This window comes from Halorubrum sp. CGM5_25_10-8B (assembly GCF_005435095.1).
GTDB classification, from domain to species: Archaea; Halobacteriota; Halobacteria; order Halobacteriales; family Haloferacaceae; genus Halorubrum; species Halorubrum ezzemoulense.
Genome location: NZ_SGTY01000002.1, coordinates 14,111 through 38,305 on the forward strand (window position 1 = coordinate 14,111; position 24,195 = coordinate 38,305).

22 protein-coding genes are annotated in these 24,195 nt (G+C 69.4%); 6 read left to right on the forward strand and 16 right to left on the reverse strand.

Features of this window, described 5'->3' with window-relative positions:
- Positions 1 to 28: 28 nt before the first annotated feature.
- From nucS to EXE51_RS01720, 5 genes are all read right to left on the reverse strand, one after another.
- Positions 29 to 787 carry an endonuclease NucS gene (gene nucS / locus EXE51_RS01705; protein WP_137691929.1) on the reverse strand — a complete coding sequence of 253 codons (759 nt, stop codon included), beginning with the start codon at positions 785 to 787 and terminating at the stop codon, positions 29 to 31.
- Positions 788 to 876: 89 nt separating this feature from the next.
- Positions 877 to 1,026, reverse strand: coding sequence for a hypothetical protein (locus EXE51_RS17635; protein WP_167373095.1), 150 nt, complete (start codon positions 1,024 to 1,026; stop codon positions 877 to 879).
- A gap of 70 nt (positions 1,027 to 1,096) precedes the next feature.
- Positions 1,097 to 2,386, reverse strand: coding sequence for an adenosylhomocysteinase (locus EXE51_RS01710; RefSeq protein ID WP_086220818.1), 1,290 nt, complete (start codon positions 2,384 to 2,386; stop codon positions 1,097 to 1,099).
- 118 nt (positions 2,387 to 2,504) lie between these two features.
- Positions 2,505 to 3,947 carry a DNA primase gene (locus EXE51_RS17455; RefSeq protein ID WP_158413871.1) on the reverse strand — a complete coding sequence of 481 codons (1,443 nt, stop codon included), beginning with the start codon at positions 3,945 to 3,947 and terminating at the stop codon, positions 2,505 to 2,507.
- A 458-nt stretch (positions 3,948 to 4,405) separates the two neighbouring features.
- Positions 4,406 to 5,722: an amidohydrolase gene (locus EXE51_RS01720; protein ID WP_137691930.1), complete on the reverse strand. Its 1,317-nt coding sequence runs from the start codon at positions 5,720 to 5,722 to the stop codon at positions 4,406 to 4,408.
- A gap of 89 nt (positions 5,723 to 5,811) precedes the next feature.
- On the opposite strand from EXE51_RS01720, the gene EXE51_RS01725 reads away from it, so the two are divergent.
- Entirely contained in the window at positions 5,812 to 6,171 is a 360-nt protein-coding gene (locus tag EXE51_RS01725) for a dihydroneopterin aldolase family protein (RefSeq protein WP_094553627.1), read from the forward strand.
- A 31-nt stretch (positions 6,172 to 6,202) separates the two neighbouring features.
- Here EXE51_RS01725 and EXE51_RS01730 read toward each other — a convergent pair whose 3' ends face one another.
- The 8 genes from EXE51_RS01730 to EXE51_RS01765 all read right to left on the reverse strand — a co-directional run bounded on the left by EXE51_RS01730 (position 6,203) and on the right by EXE51_RS01765 (position 16,282).
- The gene (locus tag EXE51_RS01730; protein ID WP_094495633.1) at positions 6,203 to 6,748 is read right to left on the reverse strand and encodes a hypothetical protein; all 546 of its coding nucleotides are present in this window, start codon (positions 6,746 to 6,748) and stop codon (positions 6,203 to 6,205) included.
- Positions 6,749 to 6,788: 40 nt separating this feature from the next.
- The gene (locus tag EXE51_RS01735; RefSeq protein ID WP_094495632.1) at positions 6,789 to 7,187 is read right to left on the reverse strand and encodes a hypothetical protein; all 399 of its coding nucleotides are present in this window, start codon (positions 7,185 to 7,187) and stop codon (positions 6,789 to 6,791) included.
- A complete protein-coding gene (locus EXE51_RS01740) occupies positions 7,171 to 8,505 on the reverse strand; it encodes an ABC transporter ATP-binding protein (RefSeq protein ID WP_094495631.1) in 1,335 nt (444 codons plus the stop codon). The genes EXE51_RS01735 and EXE51_RS01740 overlap by 17 nt, the downstream gene beginning before the upstream one ends.
- On the reverse strand, positions 8,502 to 9,590 hold the full coding sequence (locus tag EXE51_RS01745) for an ABC transporter ATP-binding protein (protein WP_094495630.1): 1,089 nt from the start codon (positions 9,588 to 9,590) through the stop codon (positions 8,502 to 8,504). The genes EXE51_RS01740 and EXE51_RS01745 overlap by 4 nt, the downstream gene beginning before the upstream one ends.
- Positions 9,590 to 11,140 (reverse strand): ABC transporter permease, encoded by a 1,551-nt coding sequence (locus EXE51_RS01750; RefSeq protein ID WP_369335074.1) that lies wholly within the window; start codon positions 11,138 to 11,140, stop codon positions 9,590 to 9,592. The genes EXE51_RS01745 and EXE51_RS01750 overlap by 1 nt, the downstream gene beginning before the upstream one ends.
- Before the next feature lies 1 nt (position 11,141).
- Positions 11,142 to 12,230, reverse strand: a complete 1,089-nt coding sequence (locus EXE51_RS01755) for an ABC transporter permease (RefSeq protein WP_094495629.1) — start codon at positions 12,228 to 12,230, stop codon at positions 11,142 to 11,144.
- 271 nt (positions 12,231 to 12,501) lie between these two features.
- Positions 12,502 to 14,370 (reverse strand): ABC transporter substrate-binding protein, encoded by a 1,869-nt coding sequence (locus EXE51_RS01760; protein WP_094495628.1) that lies wholly within the window; start codon positions 14,368 to 14,370, stop codon positions 12,502 to 12,504.
- A gap of 283 nt (positions 14,371 to 14,653) precedes the next feature.
- On the reverse strand, positions 14,654 to 16,282 hold the full coding sequence (locus EXE51_RS01765) for a GTPBP1 family GTP-binding protein (protein ID WP_094495627.1): 1,629 nt from the start codon (positions 16,280 to 16,282) through the stop codon (positions 14,654 to 14,656).
- A gap of 162 nt (positions 16,283 to 16,444) precedes the next feature.
- On the opposite strand from EXE51_RS01765, the gene EXE51_RS01770 reads away from it, so the two are divergent.
- Positions 16,445 to 17,293: a DUF6293 family protein gene (locus tag EXE51_RS01770; RefSeq protein ID WP_049932841.1), complete on the forward strand. Its 849-nt coding sequence runs from the start codon at positions 16,445 to 16,447 to the stop codon at positions 17,291 to 17,293.
- Between the two features lie 294 nt (positions 17,294 to 17,587).
- Here the strand turns inward: EXE51_RS01770 and EXE51_RS01775 are convergent, their stop codons facing one another.
- A complete protein-coding gene (locus EXE51_RS01775; protein ID WP_086216609.1) occupies positions 17,588 to 18,598 on the reverse strand; it encodes a transcription initiation factor IIB family protein in 1,011 nt (336 codons plus the stop codon).
- A 163-nt stretch (positions 18,599 to 18,761) separates the two neighbouring features.
- On the opposite strand from EXE51_RS01775, the gene EXE51_RS01780 reads away from it, so the two are divergent.
- The gene (locus EXE51_RS01780; RefSeq protein ID WP_089308695.1) at positions 18,762 to 19,283 is read left to right on the forward strand and encodes a hypothetical protein; all 522 of its coding nucleotides are present in this window, start codon (positions 18,762 to 18,764) and stop codon (positions 19,281 to 19,283) included.
- A 27-nt stretch (positions 19,284 to 19,310) separates the two neighbouring features.
- Here the strand turns inward: EXE51_RS01780 and EXE51_RS01785 are convergent, their stop codons facing one another.
- Both EXE51_RS01785 and EXE51_RS01790 read right to left on the reverse strand, forming a co-directional pair.
- Positions 19,311 to 20,105, reverse strand: a complete 795-nt coding sequence (locus EXE51_RS01785) for a CpsD/CapB family tyrosine-protein kinase (RefSeq protein ID WP_137691931.1) — start codon at positions 20,103 to 20,105, stop codon at positions 19,311 to 19,313.
- Between the two features lie 81 nt (positions 20,106 to 20,186).
- Positions 20,187 to 20,618 (reverse strand): HIT domain-containing protein, encoded by a 432-nt coding sequence (locus EXE51_RS01790; RefSeq protein WP_049932159.1) that lies wholly within the window; start codon positions 20,616 to 20,618, stop codon positions 20,187 to 20,189.
- A gap of 128 nt (positions 20,619 to 20,746) precedes the next feature.
- On the opposite strand from EXE51_RS01790, the gene EXE51_RS01795 reads away from it, so the two are divergent.
- From EXE51_RS01795 to EXE51_RS01805, 3 genes are all read left to right on the forward strand, one after another.
- On the forward strand, positions 20,747 to 21,049 hold the full coding sequence (locus tag EXE51_RS01795; protein ID WP_137691932.1) for a hypothetical protein: 303 nt from the start codon (positions 20,747 to 20,749) through the stop codon (positions 21,047 to 21,049).
- A gap of 382 nt (positions 21,050 to 21,431) precedes the next feature.
- Positions 21,432 to 23,327, forward strand: coding sequence for an ABC transporter substrate-binding protein (locus EXE51_RS01800; protein WP_137691933.1), 1,896 nt, complete (start codon positions 21,432 to 21,434; stop codon positions 23,325 to 23,327).
- Positions 23,324 to 24,190, forward strand: a complete 867-nt coding sequence (locus EXE51_RS01805; RefSeq protein WP_049932166.1) for a phosphatase PAP2 family protein — start codon at positions 23,324 to 23,326, stop codon at positions 24,188 to 24,190. Before EXE51_RS01800 ends, EXE51_RS01805 begins: the two co-directional genes overlap by 4 nt.
- The last annotated feature ends 5 nt before the right edge of the window (positions 24,191 to 24,195 follow it).

The window sequence follows — 24,195 nt, forward strand, 5'->3', positions numbered from 1 at the left end:
TTGCGGTCTGCGTTGACACGCCGCCCGCTCACTCCTCCGGCGTCGGTTCGAGCGCGACGTGGTCGAACCCGCGCTCCGCGAGCCGCTCGGCGGCACGGTCGGTGACCGACGGGGCGACTAAGATTCCGCGCACCTCCGGCGAGTCCGCGTCGTCGGTCTCGCCGTCGTTCGCCTCGATCCCCAACTCCTCGCGGAGCGCCCGGACGTACCGCGCGAGCTGTCCCACGGCGTCCGGACCGACCCGGCGGCGCTTCAGCTCGACGACGACCGGCGTGCCGTCGGCGTCGACGCCGAAGAGGTCCATCGGACCGGCGCTGGACGGGCGTTCGGTCTCGCGGGGCTCGAACCCGGGCTCGACGAGGTCGGGGCGCTCCAAGATTCGGGTCCGGAGGTCCTCCTCGCTCCCGTGGAGCGTGAGGTCGCGGCCGCCGGTCACGGCCATCGCGGAGAGCTGGTCGACGGCCGCGAAGCGGACGGTCAGGGTCTCGTCGGGGTTGCTCCGCGTCGAGCGCACGCGCAGCCGTCCCTCGCGCACCGCGGCGCGGTGTTCCGACCCCGGCGGCTGCCAGTTGACGGGTTGCCGCCCCTCGTCGGTGTGGACGAGGGCGGCGCCGTCGGGCTTCAACACGAGCAGGCGGTCGCCGGCGCCCAGGTCCGAGGCCGCACGCCCCTCGTAGCTGACCGTACAGCGGCCGAAGACGCTGATCAGGTCGCCGCGCTCGAAGGCGTCCTCCAGCTCCCAGAGGGCCTCGCGGTGGCTCGGGTCGTGGACGCTCGTGACTGTCACTGGCTCTCGTAGGCGGTCGCGGGGGAAAAAGGACGCGAGCCGGAGCCGGTCGTCACCGTTCGGCGAGGCGACGCGCCGTTCGGCTCGTCTCAGTCGCCGCGCCGCGACACGACAATGCCGGCGACGAAGAGGACCGCGCCGAGCGCGAACGCGGCGACGCGAAGCGTCGTGTCGGAGACGAGGATTCCGGCCAACACCGAGACACCGAATCCGGAGTGTAACACCGCGGTGAGATTCATACGTCCGGTACGGTCGCGCGGCACAAAAGCGGGTCGAACCGGCGGGCTCGGCGGTCGCCGTCCGGCCGGGTCAGGTCCCGTGTTCCCAGCTCCCCATGTACTCGCGCTGCTCGTCGCTGAGGTCGTCGTACTCGACGCCCTCGGCGGCGAGCTTGATGTCCGCCACCTCGCGATCGAGCTCGTCGGGCACGTCGTGGACGCCGGCGTCGTACGCGTCGCCGTTGGCGGCGAGCTCGCGGACGACGACCGCCTGAACGCCGAAGCTCTGGTCCATCACCTCGACCGGGTGGCCTAAGGCGATGGGCGCGGCGAGGTTGACGAGGCGGCCCTCCGCGATGACGTTGAGGACGCGGCCGTCGGGCATCTCGAACCCCTCGACGCCGTCGCGGACCTCGTAGCGGTCCACGGCGAGGTCGTCGAGGTCGTCGAGGTTCACCTCCACGTCGAAGTGGCCGGCGTTCGCGAGCAGGACGCCGTCGCTCATCTCCGCGAAGTGCTCGCGGGTGATCACGTCGCGGTTGCCCGTCGTCGTGATGAACACGTCGCCCTTCGCGGCGGCCTCCTCCATGGGGAGCACCTCGTACCCCTCCATGTGCGCTTCGAGCGCCTTCCGCGGGTCGACCTCGCAGACGATGACGTTCGCGTTCTGCCCGGACGCCTTCTTGGCGACGCCCTTCCCGCACTGGCCGTAGCCACCGACGACGACGTTCTTCCCGGCCCACGAGAGGTTCGTCGTCATCGCGATGGTCGCGAGCGACGACTCGCCCGTGCCGTGGACGTTGTCGAACAGCTGCTTCATCGGCGTGTCGTTGACGGCGAAGACGGGGTAGTGGAGCTCGCCGTCGGCGTCCATCGCGCGCAGGCGGTCGACGCCCGTGGTCGTCTCCTCGGCGCCGCCGACGATGGAGTCGATCAGGTCGGGGTACTCCTCGTGGACGAGTTTCACCATGTCCATCCCGTCGTCGACGGTGACGGTCGGCTCGTGGGCGATGCAGGCGTGCATCGCGTCGTAGTACTCGTCGTCGTCGACGCCCCGCACGGCGTAGGAGGTGATCGACTCGTGGTCGTCGAGCGCGGCCGACACGTCGTCGTGCGTCGAGAGGGGGTTACACCCGGTGATCGCGACCTCGGCGCCGCCCTCGGCGAGCAGTTCGACGAGGTTCGCCGTCTTCGCCTCGACGTGCATCGCCATCGCGATGGTCTCGCCCGCGAGCGGCTGCTCGTCGACGAACTCCTCGCGGAGCGCGTTCAATATCGGCATGTGCTGGAGCGCCCAGTCCATCTTCCGGCGGCCCTCTTCCCGGGCCGCATCGACGTCGGAGAGGTGCTGTGACACCGGCGGATACGCGGTTTCGCTCATACCTCTCGGTTCGCTCACGGCGCACTAAACCCTGCCGACACCGGAGTGCGTCCGCAAAATGAGAGTCGGTCTCGGCGACCGTCGCCCGCGTTACCGAACCGAACTGCGGACCGCGTCGTCAGTTTCCGCCCGGGCCGCCCGCGTGGTCCGGCGGTCCGCCCTCGCCGTCGTCATCGTCGGCTTCCTCGTCCGCTTCGTCTTCGTCAGCGTCCTCGTCGGCTTCCGTTTCCTCCTCGTCGGCGTCGTCTTCAGCCTCGTCTTCCGCGCTCTCCTCGTCCTCTTCGTCTTCCGCGCTCTCCTCGTCCTCTTCGTCCTCGTCGGCGTCCTCGCCCTCTTCGTCGGCGTCGTCGTCTTCAGCGTCACCCTCGGTCTCCTCGGCATCGTCGTCCTCCTCGCGGTCAGGGTCGGCGTCGGACGGCGGGCCGCGCTCGTCGTCATCCTCACCGTCGGGACCGGCGTGATCGGGCGCGTTACCGGGCGCGTCGGTCTCGTTCTCGGCGTCGTCGCCATCGTCCGCGTCGTCCGGACCGCCGGGGCCGCCCGCGTGGTCCGGGGCGTTACCGGGGTTGTTCTCCGTCACGAAGTCGGAGACCGCGCCACCGATGCCGCCCTCGCGGTCCTCGATGTCCTCGATGAACTCCCGGACGAGCTGGCCGAACGGCTGCCCCTCGGCCTCGTCCTCGTCGCCGACGGTGAGGTCGACGGTCGTCGAGACGCTCTCGCCCTCGTACGCGGCGGTCACCTCGACCGTGACGTTCTCCTCGGCGGCCGGGAGGCCGACGGTTCCGTCTTCGTCCGTCTCGTACTCGCCCGCGCCGGCGTAGGTGGCGTTCTCGTCGACGGTCGTGACGGTCACCGAGGCGTTCTCGACCGCGGTGCCGTTGTCGGTGACCGTGACGACGGGCTCGCCGTCGGTGTCGTCGACGGCCACTTCGAGGCCGTCGGGCGCCTCGATGTCGACCGTCTCCGAGGCGCTCTCGTTGTCGTATTCGGCCGTGACGTTCACCGTCACGTCCTCCTCGGCGGCCGGCAGCGTCACCGTGCCGTTCGCGTCGGTCTCGTACTCGCCCGCGCCGGCGTAGGAGGCGTTCTCGTCGACGGCCGTGACGTTCACCGAGGCGTTCTCGACCGGGTCGTCGTCGTTCGTCACTGTGACGACGGGCTCGCTCTCGGCGTTCTCCACGTCGAGTTCGAGGCCGTCGGGCGCTTCGAGGTCGACCGTCGTCGAGGCGGTGTCGTCGCCCGCGGCGGCGGTCACCGCGACGGTGACGTCCTCCTCGGCGGCGGGAAGGTCGACCGTGCCGTTCGCGTCGGTCTCGTACTCGCCGGTCCCCGCGTACGACGCGTTCTCGTCGCCATCGTCGACGACGCTCACGACGACCGTCGCGTTCTCGACCGCGGTGTCGTTCTCGGTCACCGTGACCGTCGGTTCGCCGTCCGCGTCGTCGACGGCCACTTCGAGGCCGCCGTCGGCGGCCGCGACGCCCGTCGCCGCGACGCCCGTCACGGCGCCGAGCGCGACGACCGCGGCCAGTAGGATCGCTCTCGTGCGTTCGCTCATGTCCACTCGGGTCCAGTCCCCCTTTCCGTATAAAAAGCGAAGTCGCTTAACGCGGTTTAATCCGGTTTGTATCCGGGTTAACGGCGCTGCTGCGTCTGTTTTGGTTGATCGCCGTTAACGCGAGTATCTCGGTCGTGATCCCCCCGAGTTCGCCCCCGATTCGGCTCGGTCGTCGCTCGCGCGCGACACGTTTCTCCGGTCGTATTCCGAGTCGCTCCCGCAGAGAACACGCCCAAAGCCCCCGTGGCTGCCCCTTTGAATCCCTCCCCGCCCGGCACCGCAGCCTCACGCCTCTCCAGCGTCGTCGGCCTCCCTCCGGTCGGCCGACTCCAGCGAGAAGCGAAGATTCCCCGGCAGCCGGCGCTACGCGCCGGCGACCTCGCGCGTGCTGACGAGCGCCCGCAGGGCGCGAGTCGCACGCGCCACCGCAGTTCTATACATGAATAGCCGTGCGTCCGCTACGCCGAATCCACGCGGTCGACGAGGTCGCTCGCGGCGGCCGCGGCGCGCTCCTGTACGGCCGCGGCGTCCACCGTCAGCACCTCTCGGTCGCGCATGAGAATGTCGCCGTCACAGACCGTGTGGCGCACGTCGCTCCCGCGGGCCGCGTACGCGAGGTGCGAGACGGGGTCGTGGACCGGCGTCAGGTGCGGCGCGTCGAGGTCGACGACTGCGAGGTCGGCGGCCGCACCCGCCTCGATCCGACCACCCGGGAGTCCGAGGGCGTCCGCGCCGCCGGCCGTCGCCATCTCAACGACCGCCCCCGCAGGGACCGCGCTCGCGTCGTCCGCGGCGAGCTTCCCGAGCATGGCGGCGTCGCGCATCTCGTCGAACACGTCGAGGTCGTTGTTCGAGGCCGCGCCGTCGGTGCCGAGCGCGACGGTCACGCCGGCCTCGCGGAGCCGCTGAACCGGGGCCATCCCGCTGGCGAGCTTCATGTTCGAGGCCGGGCAGTGGACGACCGCCGTTCCCGACTCGGCGAGCCGGTCGATCTCGCCGCCGCCGACGTGAACGCCGTGCGCGAAGAAGTCGTCCGGGCCGAGCGCGCCGAGGTCCTCGGCGTACGCGATCGGTCGCTCCCCGCGCTCGTCGACGATCGGGTCGACCTCGTCCGCCGTCTCGTTGGCGTGGAGGTGGACCGGAACGCCCGCCTCCCGCGCCTCCGCGACCCCCTCGCGGAGGAACTCCTCGCCGACCGTCGTCAGCGAGTGCGGCATGAACGCCGTGCGGATCCGGCTGTCCGCCGCGCCGTCAAGTTCGCGGGCGACCGCGAGGCTCTCCTCGACGTCCGCGCGGGCGTCGGCCGCGTCCTTGCCGACCGTCACGACCCCGTGGCCGAGCCGCGCGCGCAGCCCCGCGCGGTCGACGACGTCCGCGACCCGGTCCATCGCGAAGTACATGTCCGCGAACGCGGTCGTCCCAGACCGGATCATCTCCAGGGCGCCGAGCTCCGCGCCCGCCTCGACGTCGTCCGGCGTCAGTTCGGCCTCCGCCGGCCAGATGTCCTCGCGGAGCCACGGGTCGAGCGGTTTGTCGTCTGCGTACCCGCGGAGCAGCGTCATCGCGACGTGCGTGTGCGCGTTGACGAGCCCCGGGATCACGAGCGACCCCGACGCGTCGAGCGTCTCGTCGGCGTCGGGCGGCGCCTCGCCGTCCGCGCTCACGTCTCGTACCTCGACGATCCGCCCGGCGTCGCGGTCGATCGTCACGTCGGCCTCGGTCACGGAGCCGTCGGGGCGGAGGACGCGGCCGCCCGTCACGCGAAGCGCGTTCATACGGACCGATCCCGCCCCCCGAACCAAACGGCTTCGGTTCCGCCGGGCCCCTCCGAAGCCTCTTAGGCCGGCGCCGCCGCAGTGCGGGCATGGCAACCGACGCCCAGCAGGCGTGTTTCGAGGCCGGGATCAAGTTCGGCTCGCTGTACCACCAGTTCGCCGGCACGCCGGTCAGCCCGTCGAGCACGCGGAGCATGGAGGCCGCGATGGCGGAGGCAATCGAGAACCAACCGCACTGCGAGGCGGTGACCGTCGACATCCACGACGACCGCGTCGCCGACGCGATCGACCACGAGAACGGCTACACGGAGCTCACCGGCTCGCTGATGGACGTGGAGATGCGGATCGCGTACGAGGGCGTCACGGTTCACACGCGGATGGCGATGGAAGACGGGTACCCGCTGATGGAACTGGTCGACGTGGTCGAGACGGCGGACCCCGACCGGTGACCGGCGACCGCTCGCTCCCGCCGAGACGCGGTCAGCGCTCGTAGGCGTACACCGACTCCGGTTCCGGGAAGAACGCGCTCGGGTCCTCGTGTTCGATCGATCCGAGAGTCGTCCCGTCGACCTTCTTCACGTGCGTGTACATGCGTCCGCGGTCGAGGGCCGTCCTGACGAGCGGCGCCGCGAACCGGAGCCGGAACGTGCCGGCGATGAACACCGCGATCTGCTCGTCGTGGTCGAGACACTCGGTGACGATGAACCGCACCCCCTCTCCGTCGGCCTGATACACCCCGATCTCGTCGAAGTCGGCCCGTTCGGACAGCCCGACGAACTCGTCTTCGACGTCGCCCGGAACGACGTAGCTCAGTCCCCACTCGTCCGTCTCGCCCGTGTCCGGCGCCTTCGGCGTCGTGTCCCCCGCCGCGACCGTGAACGTCTCGTACCCGGCCTCCTCGCGGTCGGCGGCCATCGCCTTCATGTCCTCGATCGTCTGCTGTAGCCCCGTCTTGGACTGTTCAACCGACCGTGCGCGCCGCTCGGCGTCGTCCGCGTCCTGTCCGTTGGGGTCCGTTCGAACCATGCTCTCGCACTGTTACAGAGAGGTAAAACGCTTGTGCGCTTCAGACGCCGACGCCCGCGACGAGTTCGAGCGACAGCGACACGCCCAACACGACCAGGCTCGTCACGAACGCCTTCACGTTGCGACTCACGCGCTCTTCGAACGGAATCGTTCGCTCGCGGAGTGGGGGAAGCCGCATGAGTCTGCTCTCGACGTCCCACGCCTCGTCGGTGTCGAGGGTGATGCGTTCGCGGTCACGACGCTTCGACTTGGGCTGAATGGCTAACGACCCCAGACCGAACAGCACGAACCCGACGACGAACAGGACGTACTTCAGCGTGATCAGGCCGTCGCCGAACGCGAAGGCGACGACGGCGCAGCCCCCGACCACGGCGGCCGACGCGGCGCCGACCCAGACGGCGAACTCGCTGATCCGGTCGGCGTTAGTCGCTGTCTGCACGGCGCGTAAGCACGGGGTCTACGTCCTCGTACTCGTCGGCGTGCCGGTGACAGTAGCTGTACCGACCCGACGCGGACACCTCGTACATCTCGGGCTGTTCGTCGTCACAGACGCTGGCGAACTCCTCGTAGAGGTGTTCTTGCGCCTCCGTCGGCCGCCCCCGTTTGACCATCTCGACCGCGGTCTGAATCTCCTCGTCGACCCGCTCCGGCACCTCGATGCCGTCGAAGGTGTCCGCCCTGCTCTCCTCGATGTCGTCGAACCGGTCGAACCGGTCGAGCCGCCGCCTGACCCGGTCCCCCGTCGAGAGCGCGATGCGAGCGCGTTCGCGGACGACCTCCCTGAACTGCTCGATCCCCTCCCAGAGGTCCTCGTCGAGGTCGGCGTACGACTCCGGTTTGATCTTCGCCGGGCAGCGCGTCGAGAGGTTACAGCCCGCCGGCGCGTCGCTCGGACTCGGGGGCGTCCCCGAGAGCGTTATCCGGCGAGACGTCTTGGTCGGGTCTGGCTCTGGAATCGCAGACAACAGCGACTGCGTGTACGGGTTCGACGCGTCCGTGAACAGTTCCTCCGCTTCGCCCATCTCCATGATCTTCCCCAGGTACATCACGGCGACGCGGTCTGAGATGTACCGGACCACGGAGAGGTCGTGAGCGATGAGCAGATAGGTGAGGTTGAACTCCTCTTGGAGGTCCTCGAGGAGACTGATGATCTTCGCCTGAACGCTCACGTCGAGCGCGGAGACCGGCTCGTCGAGGACGAGGAAGTCCGGCTCAAGCGCGAGCGCGCGAGCGATCCCTATCCGCTGGCGTTGGCCCCCGGAGAACTGGTGGGGGTACCGGAAGTAGTGTTTGTCGGGGAGACCGACCGCGGACAGCAGATCGAGCACCCGCTCGCGGCGGTCGTTCATCGTCTTCCAGTCGTGCGCGTCGAGCGGCTCCCGAATGATCTCACCGACCGTCATCCGGTCGTTCAGGCTGGATTCGGGGTCTTGGAACACCATCTGGGCGTTCTTTCGCCACTCCTTCAGATCCTTCCCGGAGAGCGTCGTGATGTCAGTGCCGTCGTATCTGATCGAGCCCTCGGTGGCGTTTTCGAGCGCCAGCATGGTGCGCCCGAGCGTGCTCTTTCCGCACCCGGACTCGCCGACCAACCCGACCGTCTCGCCGCGCTTGATCTCGAAGGAGACGCCGTCGACCGCCTTCACCGGCGGGTCGGCGAACATCCCGTCGCCTCCGTAGTACTTTTTCAATCCCTCGACTTCCACCAGCACCTCCGACTCCTCGGTCGGAGGCGACTGCTCGACTGCGTTGCTCATGAGTGGTCCTCCGTACTCTCGTTCGCTATTTCGACGTGTTTCTCCACGCGCGCCGTCTCGCTCAGATCGTCGGGGTACAACAGGCACGCCGCCGTGTGGTCCTCGGCGTCACCGACGGCAACGTGCTGCGGCGGTACCTTCTCGCAGTCGCCGAACGCCTTCGAACACCGGGGCGCGAACCGACAGTGATCGGCCGGCTCGTTCGGCGTCGGAACCTGTCCTTCGATCGTTTCGAGCCCGTCCGCACGGGAGTGTTCGCCCGGGATAGACCGGAGCAGCGCCCGCGTGTACGGGTGATGTGGATTCCCGAACAGCTCTTCGACGGGCGCCTTCTCGACGATCTGTCCCGCGTACATCACGTTCACGCGGTCCGCGATGTCCGCGATGACTCCCATGTCGTGGGTGATGAACAGTATCGACAGCCCGCGCTCCTCCTGTAGCTCCTTCAGGAGGTCGAGGATCTGCGCCTGAATCGTCACGTCGAGCGCGGTCGTCGGCTCGTCGCAGATCAGGAAGTCGGGGTCACACGCCAGCATCATCGCGATGACGGCGCGCTGGCGCATTCCGCCGGAGAACTCGTGCGGGTACTCGTCCAACCGACGCTTGGCGTCCGGAATGCCGACGGCTCGGAGCAGTCTCGTCGCCTCCTCGGTCGCCTCCTCGCCCGTGATGTCGCGGTTGACCGCGAGCGACTCACGGATCTGGTTGCCGACAGTGTAGACCGGGTTAAGCGACTGCTGCGGGTCCTGGAAGACCATCCCGATCCCGCTCCCGCGGATCGACTGGTACTGCTTCTCCGAGAGGTCGGTGAGCTCCTGTCCGTCGAACGAGATCGACGATTCCGGGAGCACCTTCCCCGGCGACTCGATCAGCCCCATGATCGAGCGGGCGGTGACGCTCTTGCCGGACCCAGACTCGCCGACGATTCCGACCGTCTCGCCGCGACCGACGTCGAAGCTCACCGAGTCGACCGCCCGGATCGTTTCGTCGTCCGTGTAGAAGACCGTTTGGAGGTCTCTGACGGAGAGGATCGGATCCTCGCGGCCGTCCGTGGCGTCCGTGCTCGCGCTCTGTGATCGGGCCATCACGCACCACCTCCGGCGGCCGCCTCCTCGCCATCGCCGGTCTCGACCTCCGGATCGATGGCGTCGCGGATCCCGTCACCGAGGGCGTTCATCCCGGTGACGAGGATCACGATCATCAGCCCGGGGATCAGCGAGATGTGCCACGAGGGCGACGAGACGTAGCTCTGCCCGGCCGATATCGCCCGTCCCCAGGCGGGCGTCGGGGGTGATATCCCCAAGCCGTTACCGAGGAACGACAGCGCCGAGAGGCTGATGATGATCCCGCCGACGGACATCGAGGCGTAGACGAGCAGGTACCCGAGGACGTAGGGGAGCATGTGCTTTTGCATGATGTTCCGCGGCCGTTGGCCGTAGCTTTCCGCGGCGCGGACCCAGTCTTCCTGTGCGACCTGTAGCGCTGGGCCCCGAACCGCCCGCCACAGGAACGGCCACGTTGTGAACGCGAATATGAGCGCCAACAGGAACCCGCCGTCGAGTACCGCCCCGAGCCACGTGTTCGCGAAGACCGCGCTCATCATTATCAGCAACAGCAGCTGTGGCACGGAGACGACTCCGTCCGCGACCGTGAGTATCCCGAGGTCGAGCGACCCGCTGTAGTACGCGGACAGCATCGACAGCGTCATCGCCACCACCGCGGCCCCCGTGATCGCCATTCCCGAGACGATCATCGTGATCCTGGCGCCGCCCATCATGAACGTGAACAGGTCGCGGCCGTTCGGGAGCGTTCCGAACGGGTGGAAGCGGCCGTAGTCGTCGTAGGTCATCACGCCCACGTTGGTATCGACCGCACCCTTCGACTTCGAGTTGAAGTTGGCGTCGCCTGCGAACACCGTCTCGACTGTTCCCTCTTCCGTGAGGTACTGGATCTGGCTCTCGTCGCTGTAGGTATTCTCGATGTTCTGACTGACGGTCGAGGGAGCCAGCGCGGACCCGAACGTCGCCATCGTCAGGAACACGACCAACACGACGATTCCGAACTGTCCCCAACGGTGTCCACGGAGGTTGTTGACGATGTCGTCCGTCGGGGTCCAGTCGGACTCGCGGTAGTGGTCGCGGTAGACGAGCCACCCGCGGAACGCCCAGTAGGCCGTAAAGAGCGCGTACGCCATGATGAGCGTGAACCTGAGAGCCCATGCGACCGCCGGCTGAAGCCCGAGGAAGGTGCCCTGCCACGCGCCGTTCGGGGTCTGATGCCCCTGGTTCGGGATGACTTCGCGGCTGAACAGCGTCGGTAGCTCGCCGAGCGTCCCCCCCACGCTGCGGAGCATCCCGACCACACCGGCCTGGAAATCGGTCACGATCTGCGCCAGCCCGGGCGAGATGAACCCCACGACGATGTCGATGAGACCGGTCACTCCGATGACCAGCGCGTCGAGCATACCGACCAGGATCCCGCCCCACGTGGCGAACTCGACGGCGAGCAACACGAACATCGGAACGGCCCACCACACGAACGGCTCCGGGTTCTCCGCGATACGGGCGGTGAGCGACAGATTATCACGGTGTGTCAGTTCCTCTCGAATCGACTCGGTGGAATGTCTATCGGACATATTACTCACTCTCTCCAAGGCTGATTCGCGGGTCGATGTACGTGTACAGGAGGTCTTGGCTGATGTTGAAGAGGATCTGGATCACGATGAAGATGAACACGAGAGCCATCACCAGCGGGATGTCCGGCCCCAGCACCGCGCTGAAGAAGAGATTCCCGAGACCGTTGATACCGAACACCGACTCGACGAGGACGGATCCCCCGATCAGCAGGTAGAACTCGCCCATGACGACGGGCAGAAGCGGGATGATCGCGTTTCGGCCGACGTGTTTGGCGATGATCCGACGGGGTGACACGCCCTTGGCCTTCGCTGTCTCGACGTACTTCGAGTTGATGCTCTCGAGCACCGCCGTCCGTCCGATCCGTACTTCGTTACCCATCGACGACGATCCGAGCACGAGCGCCGCGGGCAGTATCCACTTGAACGCGACGAACATCGGGCCAGGATTGGGTACCGGAATGAACAACAGCTCCAGGTACGGGATGCCGCTGAATATATCCACGTTGGTGAACAGGTTGCCCAGCGCATCGGGGGTCCCGCTGACCTGCGTCTCGACGATCGCCGTGCGGTAGAAACTGAGGGCGCCACCGGCGGTGATCAGCCCGGAGATGATGACGGCGAGCCAGAAGTTCGGCATCGCGCGCCAGATGATCCCGAACCCCGAACTCGCGTAGTCGCGGAACGTGTTCGCGCGCAGGCCGGCGTACAGCCCGACCGGGACGCCGACCCCGAGCGCGATGACGACCGACCAGAACCCGAGCCAGAGCGTCGCGGGCATCCGGTTGATGATGAGCGTGGTGACGGGCGTCTCGCGCTGGATGACCCACGAGTCACCGAAGTCGAGCAGGAACAGGTCGCTGACGACTCGGAAGTACTGTTCCCACAGGGGTATGGGGTTCCCGGCCGAGTCGATGTAGTTCAGCGCCATCCGGAGCTGTCGGATGTCCGCCGGCGTCGCCTGTCGACCGAGGATGCTCCCGACGGGATCGATCGGCCCGAGGTAGAGGATCAGAAACGACATCGTGATCCCGAAGATCATCACCGGGATCGCGAGTCCTAACCGCTTGAGTATGTAGATTCCTCGATTCATGCCTCGATCACCGGATCGGGAACCGATGTCCCGCCGACGGGTTGAGGCTGGGAGGACTGGTTAGCCGGGACCGGCCCGCACGAACGTAACACGGTCCGGACGCGCCGCGCGCGGCTTGTCGGTGCCGTCAACGACTGTCGATCGTTCGTCGAATCTGTGGGGCGCAAACGTAATGGACTGATACTGGTGGCCATTCTTAACCATATCGATCAAACGACCGAGAGGGAGGGCGAACGGCCGGTTCGAAGCCGATAAACGACGCTGTCGCGGGTTACTCGCCCTGCCAGTGGTTGGCGTACCCGTCACCGCCGCCGGGGAAGACCTGCGGGGGCGTGAGGTGGTACGCGGACTCGCCGCGGCCCTTGAACACGCTCTCGACGAAGTCGTCGCGCGTCATCACGTACGCCATCGCCTTCCGGACGGGCTTGGGAACGTTCTCCATATTGAACCCGACGTAGAACGTGTCGATCGTCGGCGTCCGCGACATGTTGATCGTCTTGTCGTTCTCGAGCGGCCCGTACGTCCCGGTCTGCTGGGCGCCGTCCTGGCTCGTCAGGTCGATGAGCCCGGGATCGAACTGCGAGGTCGGGATCCCGCCGGCGTCCGTGTTCTCGTTGAGGAGCCGATTGTAGATCGCGTTCGGGTCGCTGAGGATCGCGTCTTGGATGTTCTCGACCGCCGGCGCATCGCCGTGGTAGTCCTCGAAGGCCGTGGCGCGGAACTCGCCGCCGACGCCGGACTCCCACTGGTCGAAGACGAACGGACCGCAGCCGACCGGGTTCGTCGAGAACTCCTGGAAGGTCATGTCGCCGTCGTACCCTTCGATGTCGCCGACGATGCCCTCGGGGACGGCCGAGAACGCCGAGTAGCTGAGCACCTCGAGCGCGTAGCCGAACGGCTCGCGGAGCGTGATGCTGAAGGTGTAGTCGCCGGTCGCTTCGACCGCGACCGACTCCGGCACGACGTTCCCGTCCTCGTCCGTCTCGCGGTCGATGTTCAGGACGCTGATCGGGAAGTAGGTGTTCGTCGAGTTCGAGGACTCGACGAGCCGCCGGATCGAGTAGACCACGTCGTCCGCGGTCACCTCGCCGTAGTCGCCGTGGAACTGGACGCCCTCCTTGAGGGTGAACTCGTACTCGGTGAGGTCGTCGTTCGTGGAGTAGTCCTCGACCAGGAGCGGCTCGACCTCGACCGTTCCGTTGACGTAGTTGAACGGCGCGTCGAACATGTCCATGATCTTGGCGCCGCTCGCCGTGTTCCCCGAGGCGATCGGGTCGAGCGCGTTGAACGTCGCGGACGCGCCGTTCAGCGTGCTGCTCCCCTCGAGCCCCTGGACGGACGTGCTGGTCTTCGCCCGGGACACGCCCATCCCGCCCGGCGGGTCGTAGTCGACTCGGTCGTACCAGAAGCGGTCTTCGACGCTGTGATACACCGGGAGCATCGCCGCGGACTCCCAGAGCAGCTTCTCCAGCCGGAGAGTCGCGTCGCCGCGCGCGCTCGCCGCCTCTTCGGTGTTCTCCGGATTGCCCGAGATCTCATCGAACGCCTCCACCATCGCGCTACGAACCTGCGGGTCGGTGTTGGAGTCTTCGCTCCAGAACAGCCGTGCGCCGTTCGGCGACGCCCCTTCCGCGTCGTAGACCGTGTTGTCCGGGTCGACCAGCTGCGTGAAGTTCCTGATCCCCGGGTAGTCCGCGATCCAACCGAGGGTGAACGCGTCCATCTCGCCTTTCTCGGTCCGCTCGAGGAGGGCGCCGAAGTCGGCCTTGCTGATGTTCATGTCGATGTAGACCGACTCGAGGCGCGCTCGGAGGGTATTCGCGATCTCCTCCCACGCCGGGGAGTTGTACTGGAGCCAATCGAGGCTGAACCGGTTGTCAGGTCCGTACCCGGCCTCTTCCATCGCCGCCCGGGCGTCCTGGATCCGGTTCTCGTTTGCCCCGTACGGGTACGAAGACGGGAGCTCCAACTCGCCGTCGGACCCGTCTCCGCCGTCGGACCCGTCTTCGCCGTCGGACCCGTCTCCGCCGTCGGATCCGTCGCCACTGTTTCCGGAACAGCCTGCGATGCCAGCCGTGAGTGCCGACGCTCCGGTCACTCGGAGGAACTGACGCCGCTTGAAATTGTCTTTGTCAGACATACACACTCGATTCCTAAGCACAATAATTAACGCTTTCGGTATACTGAGATATCGGTACCCGATCCCACCGTTCGGACCGAGTTTTTTCACCGGATCCTGAACCTGTGGCCCCACTCGCTCGGTCCCGTGAGAGATGGCAGAAATCCGACTGTTGTCCCGATCGGACGCCTCCGCTACGACCGAAACGAGCGTGTCGCCGCCGCGTCGTCGGGGCGAAATCGCTGTCGAACACGGCGCGTTCGACCGCCCTCGCCACGGCCGGTCCGCGTCGGCTCTCCGGCCGTCACTCCCCTCCGGTCGACAGCACCGTTCCGACCCCTTTGCTCGACCCCTCGCGGAAGACGAAGCGCTGTCCCTCCTCGATCAGGTACGGCCGGAACTTGAACCGGACGCGCGCCTCGCCGGTGTCGCCCGGGAGCAGTCGCCCCTCGTCCGGGAAGAACGCGGCCGCCTCGGAGACGGTCTCGAGGTGGACGACCGGCTCGTACCCCTCCTGAATCCGCGTCGGGTGGTTGAGCACCATCACCTCGGCGTCGAACTCGCGGACCGGTTCCGGCTCGCTGTCTCGGGGGACCAGCGCCATCCCGCGTTCGATCTCCGCCTCGTCGACGCCCTTCAGCGCGATGCCGACGATCCGCCCGGCCGTCGCCTTGTCGACCCGGTGGTAGTGCATCTCGATCGACCGCACCTCCACCTCGCGGAACGAGCCGTCGGGCATGGGCCCGAGGAGGAGCTCGTCGCCCGTCTCGACGGTCCCCGAATTCACCGTGCCGGACGCGACGGCGCCCACGCCCGTCACCTTGTAGCTGCGGTCGACGTACATCCGGAAGGCCTCCCGGTCCGGCGTCGCGCGCTTCGGGAGGCGCTCGAACAGCCGGTCGAGCGTCTCGACCCCGTCTTTCGTCACCGCGCTGGTCCGCAGCAGGGGGACGACTCCGTCGCCGACCTCCGCGACCGCGGTGTCGACGCCGTGCCGGTCGACCAGCAGCGGGGTCTGGCCCGCGTCCCGGAGCATCGACTCGACCTCGCGCTCGACCGCGGCGAGCCGGCCGTCGCCCACGGCGTCCGCCTTCGTGATCGCGACGATCGTCGGGAGCTCGGTCGCCAGGAGGATGCCGAGGTGTTCGCGGGTGGTCTTCGTCGGGCCGTCGTCGGCGGCGACCACGAGGAGCCCGTAGTCCAGTTTCTGGCCGACGATCCCGCGGATCGTCGTCCGCAACCACGGCTCGTGGCCGACGGTGTCGACGAAGGAGACGAGCCGGTCGGCGGCCTCGACGACTCCCGCACGGTCGGACTTGCGGTGGGGGTTGTCCATCCTGACCGGCTCGTTGGCGCCGTCGGCGAAGCCGTACACCGCGTACGAGAGGTCGGCCGAGAGGCCGCGCTCGACCTCGTGGGGCTGGACGTCGAGGAAGCCTCGCGTACCGCCCTGCCCGTCGTCGGCGCGCCCGGTGACCAGCGTCCCGACCAGCGTCGACTTGCCGTGGTCGACGTGGCCCGCCGTGCCGACGACGAGGTGGTCCTCGTCGGCCTCGAACACGCCGCCGTCGCGGAGCGTGGCGAGCCCCACGAGGCCCGCCTCGTCGCCGTCGCCGCCGGAGCCGGCGCTCCACGTCTCGGCGTCGGCGATGTGGGCGTCGGCCTCGTCGGCCAAAAGCGAGAGCACGTCCATGGTCTCGGAGAAGGCGTCGGGGGAGACGCCGGCCAACCCGCCGTCGTCGGTCACGCCGAGGACGTAGGTAGCCTCGCCGTCGCCGGAGAGGACACGGTGGCGGAGCTGAGCCACGAGCGACTCCATGCGCCCGTCGGCGAGGTGGACCTCGCGCGTCAGGCGCTCCTTGAACTCGATCGCGCCGCCGTCTCGCTCGCCGCGCTCGATGGCCCGCCGGAGGGCGGACCGGTCAGCGCTCATACCGACTTGTAGGCGACAGCCGGGCTTAACGGTTTTCGTGCTATGAGTCCTCACGTCACGTGATCGGTACCGAGGCGTCGGGAGCGCCCGGGAGCCGCCACCGTACGCTTGCCCGCCGACCCCCGACGCACCCTTTAAGCGGTCGCCGGCGGGAGCCGATGTATGGACACCTCGGTCCCCAGCGTCTCCGAACGCCGCGTCCACGTGGTCCCGCTCGGGTACGAGCGCGACCGGATCGTCGAACCGCTCCGCCGCCACGGCGCCGACGTCGCGTACCTCCTCGTCGACGCCCCGGACCGCGACGCCGCCCGCGGCGACGTTGACTTCGACGCCGCGCAGGCGGTCGACCCCGGTGACATCCGCATCGATCCCGACGGGCTCACGGCCTACCAGCGCGACGCGTGGGCGGCGGTCGCCGAGTTCGCCGAGGTCCGCGCGATCCCCGTCGCCCACGCGGACGTGTACGACGTGCTCGGCGTGACGACGACCGTCGCCGCCCGCCACCGGGCGAGCGCCGAGGACGGCGACCGGCTCTTCGGGAACGTCTCGACCGGACCGCGGATCGCCGCGGTCGGCGTCGCGCTCGCCTGTATGATTGTCGGCGCGCGGCCCTACAGCGTCGAGCCGGAGCGCCACCGCCACGACCGGCGCGAGGAACCGCTCACGACGGGCATCGAGCGCACGGTCGACCTCCCGATCTACCCCATGGACGCCCCAACAACCGACCAGGTCGCGGTGCTCGGTCGGCTCCACGACCGCGCCGAGGGGAACCTGACCACCGACAAGTGGAACCTGATCGAGTGGGCGCGCGAGCGCGAGCTGTCGTTCCTCCGCGAGGCGGGGGAGAGCCGGACGGCGAAGTACCGCGCCTTAGAGACGCACGTCCTCTCGCCGCTGCGGGAGCGCGGCTACGTCGATCTCGAGGACATCGGGCGCTCCGACACGGTCCGACTCACCGAGACCGGTCGCCGGGTCTTCTTCGCGTTCAAGCACAAGCTCGACGGGCGGTAGCAGGGCGGCCCAGACGAAACGGTCGACACGCAAACCGCGAGTCGTCCGACCCAACCGCGTTGTTCGGTCTATCCGTACTATCAATAGCTAACGTAGAATTATCCCCCGCACGTCGATCCAGATGCGTGACGCCCGCCGGACGGTCGGGGTGCCCTCCCTGCCCTCCACACCGCCTGTCCGCTATCAGCCGCCGGTCGCCAGCTCCCTCTCGGGGCGGCCGGTCCCCGCTGACGCCGCCGCGCCCGCCCGGCGGATCGTCACGGCCGACGGGTCCCCCGTCGGCGCTTCTCCGACTTACTCCTCCGTCAGGTCGACGTAGGTCCGCCGGACGGTCACCGGCGTCACGCCGGCCACGTCCGCGGCCGCCTGCTGCGTACACTCCGCGTCGAGCTCCCGGGCCGCGGTGTACAGACAGGCGGCCGCGACGCCGACCGGGTTTCGGCCGTTGGCGATCCCTTCCTCGACGGCGCGCTCGGCAAGCTCGCCCGCCCGACGCTCGACGGCGGGATCGCAGCCGAGGTCGCTCGCGAACCGCGGGAGGTACTCCGCGGGACCGCTGGGCGCGATCGGCAGGCCGAGTTCGCGGTTCATCGCGTCGAAGGCGGCCTGGTGCTCGTCCTCCGTCGCCTTCGCCTCGGCGCACACCTCGCCGACCGTGCGGGACACGTCGGCCGTCCGGCAGGCGACGTAGACGCAGGCGGCCGCGAAGCCCTCCAGCGAGCGCCCGCGGAGCAGGCTCTCCTCCTGCGCGGAGTCGAACAGCGCACAGGCGGCGTCGCGGACGCTATCGGGCAGGCCCATGACGCCGGTGAGCCGCCGGATCTCGGTGTACGCGTACACCTTGTTGCGGTCGCGCTTCGTCGAGATCTGCGCGCGGTTGTGCTGGGTCCGCATCCGGGCGAGCCGGCGGCGCTTGCGCCCCTTCACCTTGGTCGACCGGCCGATCTCCGTCGAGAGCCCGCGGTCGTGGCGGGACCGCGTCAGGGGCGCGCCGGTGCGTTTCGGATCCGTGTCCTCGTCGTCGAACGACCGCCACTCGGGGCCGTGGTCGATCCGGTCGGCGTCGACGACCAGCCCGCAGTCGGCGCAGACGCGCTCCGCGCCGTCGACGCGCGTGCGGCCGCCGCACTCCGGACACGTCTCGCGGTTTCCGGTCTCGGCGGCGGACGCGGTCTCGGACCCCTCGGCGGCCGCTGTGCGGTCCGCGGTCGCGGCACCGTCGGCGGTCGCCGAGCGGTCCGTCGTCGCGACGTCGTCGGTCTCTGTACGGGGCGAACGAACGCGGGTCGAGCGTGCGTCACTCATCACACGTCGAACTCCGGCCCGAAGCCTTACTTAAACCCGGGCGAATCGGCGGTCGATCGGCCGGATCGGCGCCGCCGAACCGACCGGTTATCGGTCGGTGATCGCGGCGGCGACCGCGCCGCGGTACGGTGGTTTTAACATTTCGTGCGAGACACGAATCCGCATGACGCTGTCGGAGATCGCGGCGGGGGTCGAGGTGACCTCGCGCCAGCGCGATCGCGGAGTCGCCCTCGCCGACGACACGGAGACGCCGCTCGTCGACCGCCTGTCGGACCACGCCGAGTCGCTCCCGTGTACGCCAGAGGCGACCGCCACGCTCGTCGACGCCTACACCGCCGGCCGGAGCGTCGGCGACGCGGCGCGTGAGGCGGGCGTCAGCCCGATGACGGCCGCGAAGGCGCTCCACCGCTGCGGCGTCGCGGGCGTCTGTCCGCTCTCACCCACCGCACGTGACATCGTCCGCGACTGGCTCGCCGGCCGGACCCCCCGCAGCGAGGCCGTCGCGCTCACCGGCGGCGACGAGGCGGACTTCGCGCTGGCGACGTACGTCGAGACGCACGACCCGGTCGAGCCCGTCGCGGAGGCGGTCGACGCGCAGGTCGCCGGCTCCGCGCCGCTGGGAGACGGACTCGGCGCCGACGACCCCCTCGGCGACGCGCTCGGCTCCACCGACGGCCTCCGCTGAGCGCCGATCCCGTCTTTCCGCTCCGCGTCAGGGCGCGAACCGCTCGACGAGGCTCGGCTCCGGAAACTCCACGTCGAGCGTCGCGTCGAACGCCGCCTCGTACGCGGTCGCGATCGCCCGCGCGTACGCGTCATCCCCTCTAGCCGCGGTCGGCGCGGCCGCCACCTCGGGATCGGTCGCCGGCACGCGGACGACTCCGTCGCCCTCCTCGCCGTCACCGCTCCCCGGTCGCTCGATCGCGAGCGTCGCGTCGAGGCTCCCGCCGACGTCGGCGATCCGGCCGCGGAGCCGCTGGGCCGCGTCGCGCCCGTGGACCGTCGCCGGCCTGACCGCGACCGCGCGGTCGACCGCCGTCGCGGCCGCGACGGCCTCGTTCGACCCGACCGGCGCGGCGTCGACGACCACCGCGTCGTACGTCGTCGCCGTCTCGCCGATCCGCCGCTCCAACTTCCGGGCGGCCTCCGCCGTCTTCGCACGCGCGACGCGCTCGAACGGCGCTCGCGCGGGTATCGCGTCGACCCGTCCCGGGAGGTCCGGCGCGTCCCGCTCGCCGTCCGCGGTCCGCCCGCTGTCCCCGCCGGTCCCGATGACCGGATACGCCGCCGCCGACAGCGCCGCGTCCGAGTCGTCCGTGAGGAGCGCCGTGAGGTCGGGGTCGATGCGCCCGCTCACGTACTCGGAGAGTCCCTGCGTCGTGAACGCGGCGTCGACGATGGCCACGTCGGCGCCGTCGCGCGCACCCATCGCCGCCAGCTCGACAGCGGTCCGCGTCGTCCCCGCGCCGCCGGTCGCCCCGACCAGCGCGAGCGTCGTCGCGTTCATACGCCGGCCTCGCCGGAGGGTGTTCTTAAGAATCGCGAACTCGGGCGGCGGGTCGCGCCGGCGCTACTTCCCTCGCCGTCGTTACCCGTCTATCGCGGCCGCGACCTCGTCGGCGACCGCGTCGAGTTCGTCGTCGGAGAGGTCCGGCCGCCCGCCGGCGACCGCGTGGATCGCCGCGCCGCCGTCGCCCTCGAAGCGCGGGACGACGTGAACGTGGACGTGCGGGACCTCCTGCCCGGCCGCCTCGCCGTCGTTGACGCCGACGTTGGCCCCGTCGGCGCCGACGGCCGCTTGAATCTCCGGCGTGAGCGACGCGGCCGCGCCGAACAGGTCGCTCGCGAGGTCGGCGTCGAGGTCGCCGACGTGGTGCGCGTGCGACTTGGGGATCACGAGCGTATGTCCGCGCGCGAGCGGGTTCGCGTCGAGGAACGCCAGCACGGAATCGGTCTCGTAGACGGTGCGCGCCGGGATGTCGCCGGCGACGATCGAACAGAAGATACAGTCGTCGGACATACCCGAGCGATCGCTCGGCCGTCTCATCAAGGTTTCCCGGGGCGGCGGTCCCTCAAGATTTGCGCCGTCGCGGCGCCTGCGTCCCGCGCCGCCAACGGACCTATATCCGCCGCGCCGAAACGGCGGGTATGGACGACCGGCTCGAACGCGTGATCCGCCAGCAGCTCCGCAAGGCGGGCAAACAGTTCGAGGAGGCCAAACGCGCCTACGCCGAGGGGCGCGATGACCCCGAGGGCGACGCGGCGGCCGCGGCGCGGTTCGACCTCCCGACCGACGAGTCCGGCGCGGCACACATCGTCTGCCGCCGCCACGCGGAGCGCCTGACCGTCCCGGTCGACGCCGAGGGCCGTCCGGCCTGCTTCGAGTCGGGTCACCCCGACTGCGAGGGGTGCGCCGAGGACGTCCGCGACGGCGTCGTCGAGACGTGGTGACGGGGGACCGGCGCTAGGCACCCACCGATAGCGCCGCGGTCCGACACGCCCCGGTTTGTTTTCAGACGTACAGGTGCGGCGCATGAACCGGACCGCCGCCGTCGCCGGACTCTTCGCAGCCGTCGCCGGACTCCTCGCCGCAGTCGCCGGATTTGGTACCGGATTCCTCGTTGACTTCACGGCGCTCGGGTTGCGGTTCCGCCCGCCCTTATCCCCCACGCGCGGGGCTCCTCGCCGAGCTGGCGCTCCCGCTGCCGAACGCCATCTGAGGCGGCTCGCCTCGGCGCTCGGGCGGCCCGACGGCGTCGGTGCGACCGCTCTCGGCGCGACGACGGCACAGAAGAGATATACCGAGCGGCTGAAAACAGGTGGAAACGTCCGAATGACGCGATCGATCAGTCGACGAGCGGCGCTCGCAGGGCTCGGCCTCGCGGCCGCCAGCGCCGGCTGTCTCGGTCGCACGGAGAACATCGCCGGCCGCGATCCCCCCGAGCAGCTGACCCTCGAGATCAACGCCACGCCGGCGGACGCCGACCCCAACGGGATCCGCATCGCCAGACAGCTCGAAGAGCACCTGACCGCCGTCGGCATCGATGTCCGGCTCAACACCGTCGGACAGACCGACCTCTGGCGGAAGGTGCTCATCAACCAGAACTTCGACCTCTACGTCGGGCAGTTCGTGGAGACGGAGCCGTTCGACCCCGACGCGCTGTACGGGCTGACCCATTCGCGGTTCGTCGCGGAGTCGGGGTGGCAGAACCCCTTCGGCCTCACGGAGATGGCCGTCGACGACCTGCTCGAACGGCAGCGCCGGGCGGCCGGCCGCGACCGCGACGACGCCGTCGACGCCCTCCAAGAGACGGTGTGCGAGCTTCAGCCCTTCTCCGTCGTCGCGTTCCCCGACGCGCTCACCGCCGTCCAAGAGAGCCGGTTCGACGGCTGGACGGAGGACCGACAGCCGCTCTCCGTCACCGGGCTCCTCGAACTCGACGACGTCGCCGCCGACGGCTCGGGAGGCGGCGGTTCCGCGACGAACGCGTCGGCGGGCGGCGTCGAGACGACGACCGACGCGGCCGCCGCCGACGCGACGGGGGACGCCCTCCGGCTCGTGACGACCGACGACCGGATCACGGAGAACTGGAACCCGATCGCCGCCGAATACCGGAACCACGGCACGTTCACGGGTCTGTTGTACGACCCCCTCGTCCGCGCGGACGGCGACGAGTTCTTCCCGTGGCTGGCGACCGGCTGGGAACGGGTCGACGAGACCACGCTCGACGTCACGCTCCGAGAGGCCCGGTGGCACGACGGCGAGCCCGTGACGGCGAGCGACGTGGCGTTCACCTACGCGTTCCTCCGCGACACCTCCCTCGGGAACGTCGAGACCCCGGTTCCGACCCCCCGGTTCCGCGGCCGGATTTCCGTCGTCGAGGGGGCGCGCGCCCGCGACGAGTCGACGGTCCGACTCACCGTGGCCGACGTGAACGAGACGGTCGCCGCCAGGGCGCTCCGGGTGCCGATCCTCCCGGAACACGTCTGGTCGGAGCGGACCGGCGCGGCGACGATCGCCGGCTTCGAGTTCGACTTCGAGACCACGGAGGCGATCGTCTCGAACAACCCCGACCCCGTCGGGAGCGGGCCGCTCCGGTTCGTCGAGGCGACCGCCGGGGAGTCGGTCGCCTTCGAGCGGAACCCCGACCACTTCCTCGTCCGGTCGACGCCCGAGGACGACGCGGACGCGTCCGGGGGGACCGCTGACCCGCGAGCGGGGGTCCCGTCCCGATACCACGGGAAGCCCGCCTTCGGCCGGCTCCGCATCGAGGTCCTGCCGTCGGACATCTCGGCCGTGGAGTCGGTCGCCGAGGGACTCGCGGACGCCACCGTCTCGAACCTCGGGCCCGAGTCGGTCCCGCGGATCGGTCGCTCGGCCGACGCCCGGCTCGTGAGCGGGCGGTCGGCGGCGTTCTACCACGTCGGGTACAACGTGCGCCGGAGCCCGCTGTCGAACCCCCGGTTCCGGGCGGTGATCGCTCGGCTGATCGATAAGACCGCGATCGTCGACGGCGCCTTCGACGGCTACGCGCGGGCGGCGACCTCGCCGCTCGCGGCGTCCTCGGCTGATGTTCCGGAGTCGGTGGCGTGGGCCGACGGGAGCGACCCAGTCCACCCGTTCTTCGACGACGGTGGGTCGCTGGACGTCGCGGCCGCCCGCGAGGCGCTCCGGGAAATCGGGTACCGGTTCGACGGCGAGGGGCGGCTGCTCTCGCGGGGGCGATGACGCCGTTCCTCTCGGTCCTCACGTCGGTCGTGGCGTGGGTCGTGGCGATGCTGGTCGTCGCGAGCGTCGCGGTGATCGGCCCCGCCCGGCTCCGCGAGACGTGGAGCGGGCTCCGCGACCGGCTCTGGGACGCGCGTCGGGCCGTCGCTGTCGTCTGCGCGGTGCTGATCGCCAGCGCCGTCGGGCGCCCCCCGCTACTGGACGTCTCCAGGCTGTTCGGCCTTCAGGCGACGGCGTTCATTTACGGGCTGGAGGGCGGCTTCGTCGCGTGGGTTCAGGCGACGTTCGCGACCCCCGCGCTGACCGCCTACTTCTCGTGGGTGTACGTGTACGGCTACGCGTTCCTGCTCGCGTTCCCGCCGGTCGCGTACCTCGCGCTCCCCCGGACAACGACGTTCAGCCGCGTCCTCGTCGCGTACGCGCTCAACTACGGGATCGGGCTGGTGCTGTACACGGCGGTGTTCGCCCACGGCCCGCGGAACGTGATGCCCGACATGGTGACGCCGCTGCTGTTCACCACGCAGCCCGACGTGATGGCGCTGACGAGCGAGGTGAACGTGAACTCGAACGTCTTCCCGTCGCTTCACACCTCGCTGTCGGTCACCGTCGGGACGTTCGCGGTGCTGACCCACGAGGAGTACCCCCGGTGGACGCCGGTCGCGGTCCCGCTCTCGCTGTCGGTCGTGGTCGCGACGATGTACCTCGGCATCCACTGGCTCACCGACGTCGTCGCCGGGTTCGCGCTCGCGTTCGGCTCGGTGGCGCTCGCGTACCGGCTGGTCGAACCGCGGTCCGACCCCGGAGTCCCGCGCGACGGCCCGGAGGACGACCAGCCGCCGTCGGAGCCGAACGCGAGCGACTGACCCCC

Bases quoted from the DNA above. Each gene is read 5' to 3' on its own strand.
- EXE51_RS01785 (WP_137691931.1), bottom strand. From the start codon at position 20,105: ATGAACGCGACGACGCTCGCGCTGGTCGGGGCGACCGGCGGCGCGGGG.
- EXE51_RS01775 (WP_086216609.1), bottom strand. From the start codon at position 18,598: ATGAGTGACGCACGCTCGACCCGCGTTCGTTCGCCCCGTACAGAGACC.
- EXE51_RS01800 (WP_137691933.1), top strand. From the start codon at position 21,432: ATGACGCGATCGATCAGTCGACGAGCGGCGCTCGCAGGGCTCGGCCTC.
- EXE51_RS17635 (WP_167373095.1), bottom strand. From the start codon at position 1,026: ATGAATCTCACCGCGGTGTTACACTCCGGATTCGGTGTCTCGGTGTTG.
- EXE51_RS01755 (WP_094495629.1), bottom strand. From the start codon at position 12,230: ATGAATCGAGGAATCTACATACTCAAGCGGTTAGGACTCGCGATCCCG.
- EXE51_RS01770 (WP_049932841.1), top strand. From the start codon at position 16,445: ATGGACACCTCGGTCCCCAGCGTCTCCGAACGCCGCGTCCACGTGGTC.
- EXE51_RS01805 (WP_049932166.1), top strand. From the start codon at position 23,324: ATGACGCCGTTCCTCTCGGTCCTCACGTCGGTCGTGGCGTGGGTCGTG.
- EXE51_RS17455 (WP_158413871.1), bottom strand. From the start codon at position 3,947: ATGAGCGAACGCACGAGAGCGATCCTACTGGCCGCGGTCGTCGCGCTC.
- EXE51_RS01745 (WP_094495630.1), bottom strand. From the start codon at position 9,590: ATGGCCCGATCACAGAGCGCGAGCACGGACGCCACGGACGGCCGCGAG.
- EXE51_RS01730 (WP_094495633.1), bottom strand. From the start codon at position 6,748: ATGGTTCGAACGGACCCCAACGGACAGGACGCGGACGACGCCGAGCGG.
- EXE51_RS01710 (WP_086220818.1), bottom strand. From the start codon at position 2,386: ATGAGCGAAACCGCGTATCCGCCGGTGTCACAGCACCTCTCCGACGTC.
- EXE51_RS01750 (WP_369335074.1), bottom strand. From the start codon at position 11,140: ATGTCCGATAGACATTCCACCGAGTCGATTCGAGAGGAACTGACACAC.
- EXE51_RS01780 (WP_089308695.1), top strand. From the start codon at position 18,762: ATGACGCTGTCGGAGATCGCGGCGGGGGTCGAGGTGACCTCGCGCCAG.
- EXE51_RS01725 (WP_094553627.1), top strand. From the start codon at position 5,812: ATGGCAACCGACGCCCAGCAGGCGTGTTTCGAGGCCGGGATCAAGTTC.
- EXE51_RS01795 (WP_137691932.1), top strand. From the start codon at position 20,747: ATGGACGACCGGCTCGAACGCGTGATCCGCCAGCAGCTCCGCAAGGCG.
- EXE51_RS01760 (WP_094495628.1), bottom strand. From the start codon at position 14,370: ATGTCTGACAAAGACAATTTCAAGCGGCGTCAGTTCCTCCGAGTGACC.
- EXE51_RS01720 (WP_137691930.1), bottom strand. From the start codon at position 5,722: ATGAACGCGCTTCGCGTGACGGGCGGCCGCGTCCTCCGCCCCGACGGC.
- EXE51_RS01740 (WP_094495631.1), bottom strand. From the start codon at position 8,505: ATGAGCAACGCAGTCGAGCAGTCGCCTCCGACCGAGGAGTCGGAGGTG.
- EXE51_RS01765 (WP_094495627.1), bottom strand. From the start codon at position 16,282: ATGAGCGCTGACCGGTCCGCCCTCCGGCGGGCCATCGAGCGCGGCGAG.
- EXE51_RS01790 (WP_049932159.1), bottom strand. From the start codon at position 20,618: ATGTCCGACGACTGTATCTTCTGTTCGATCGTCGCCGGCGACATCCCG.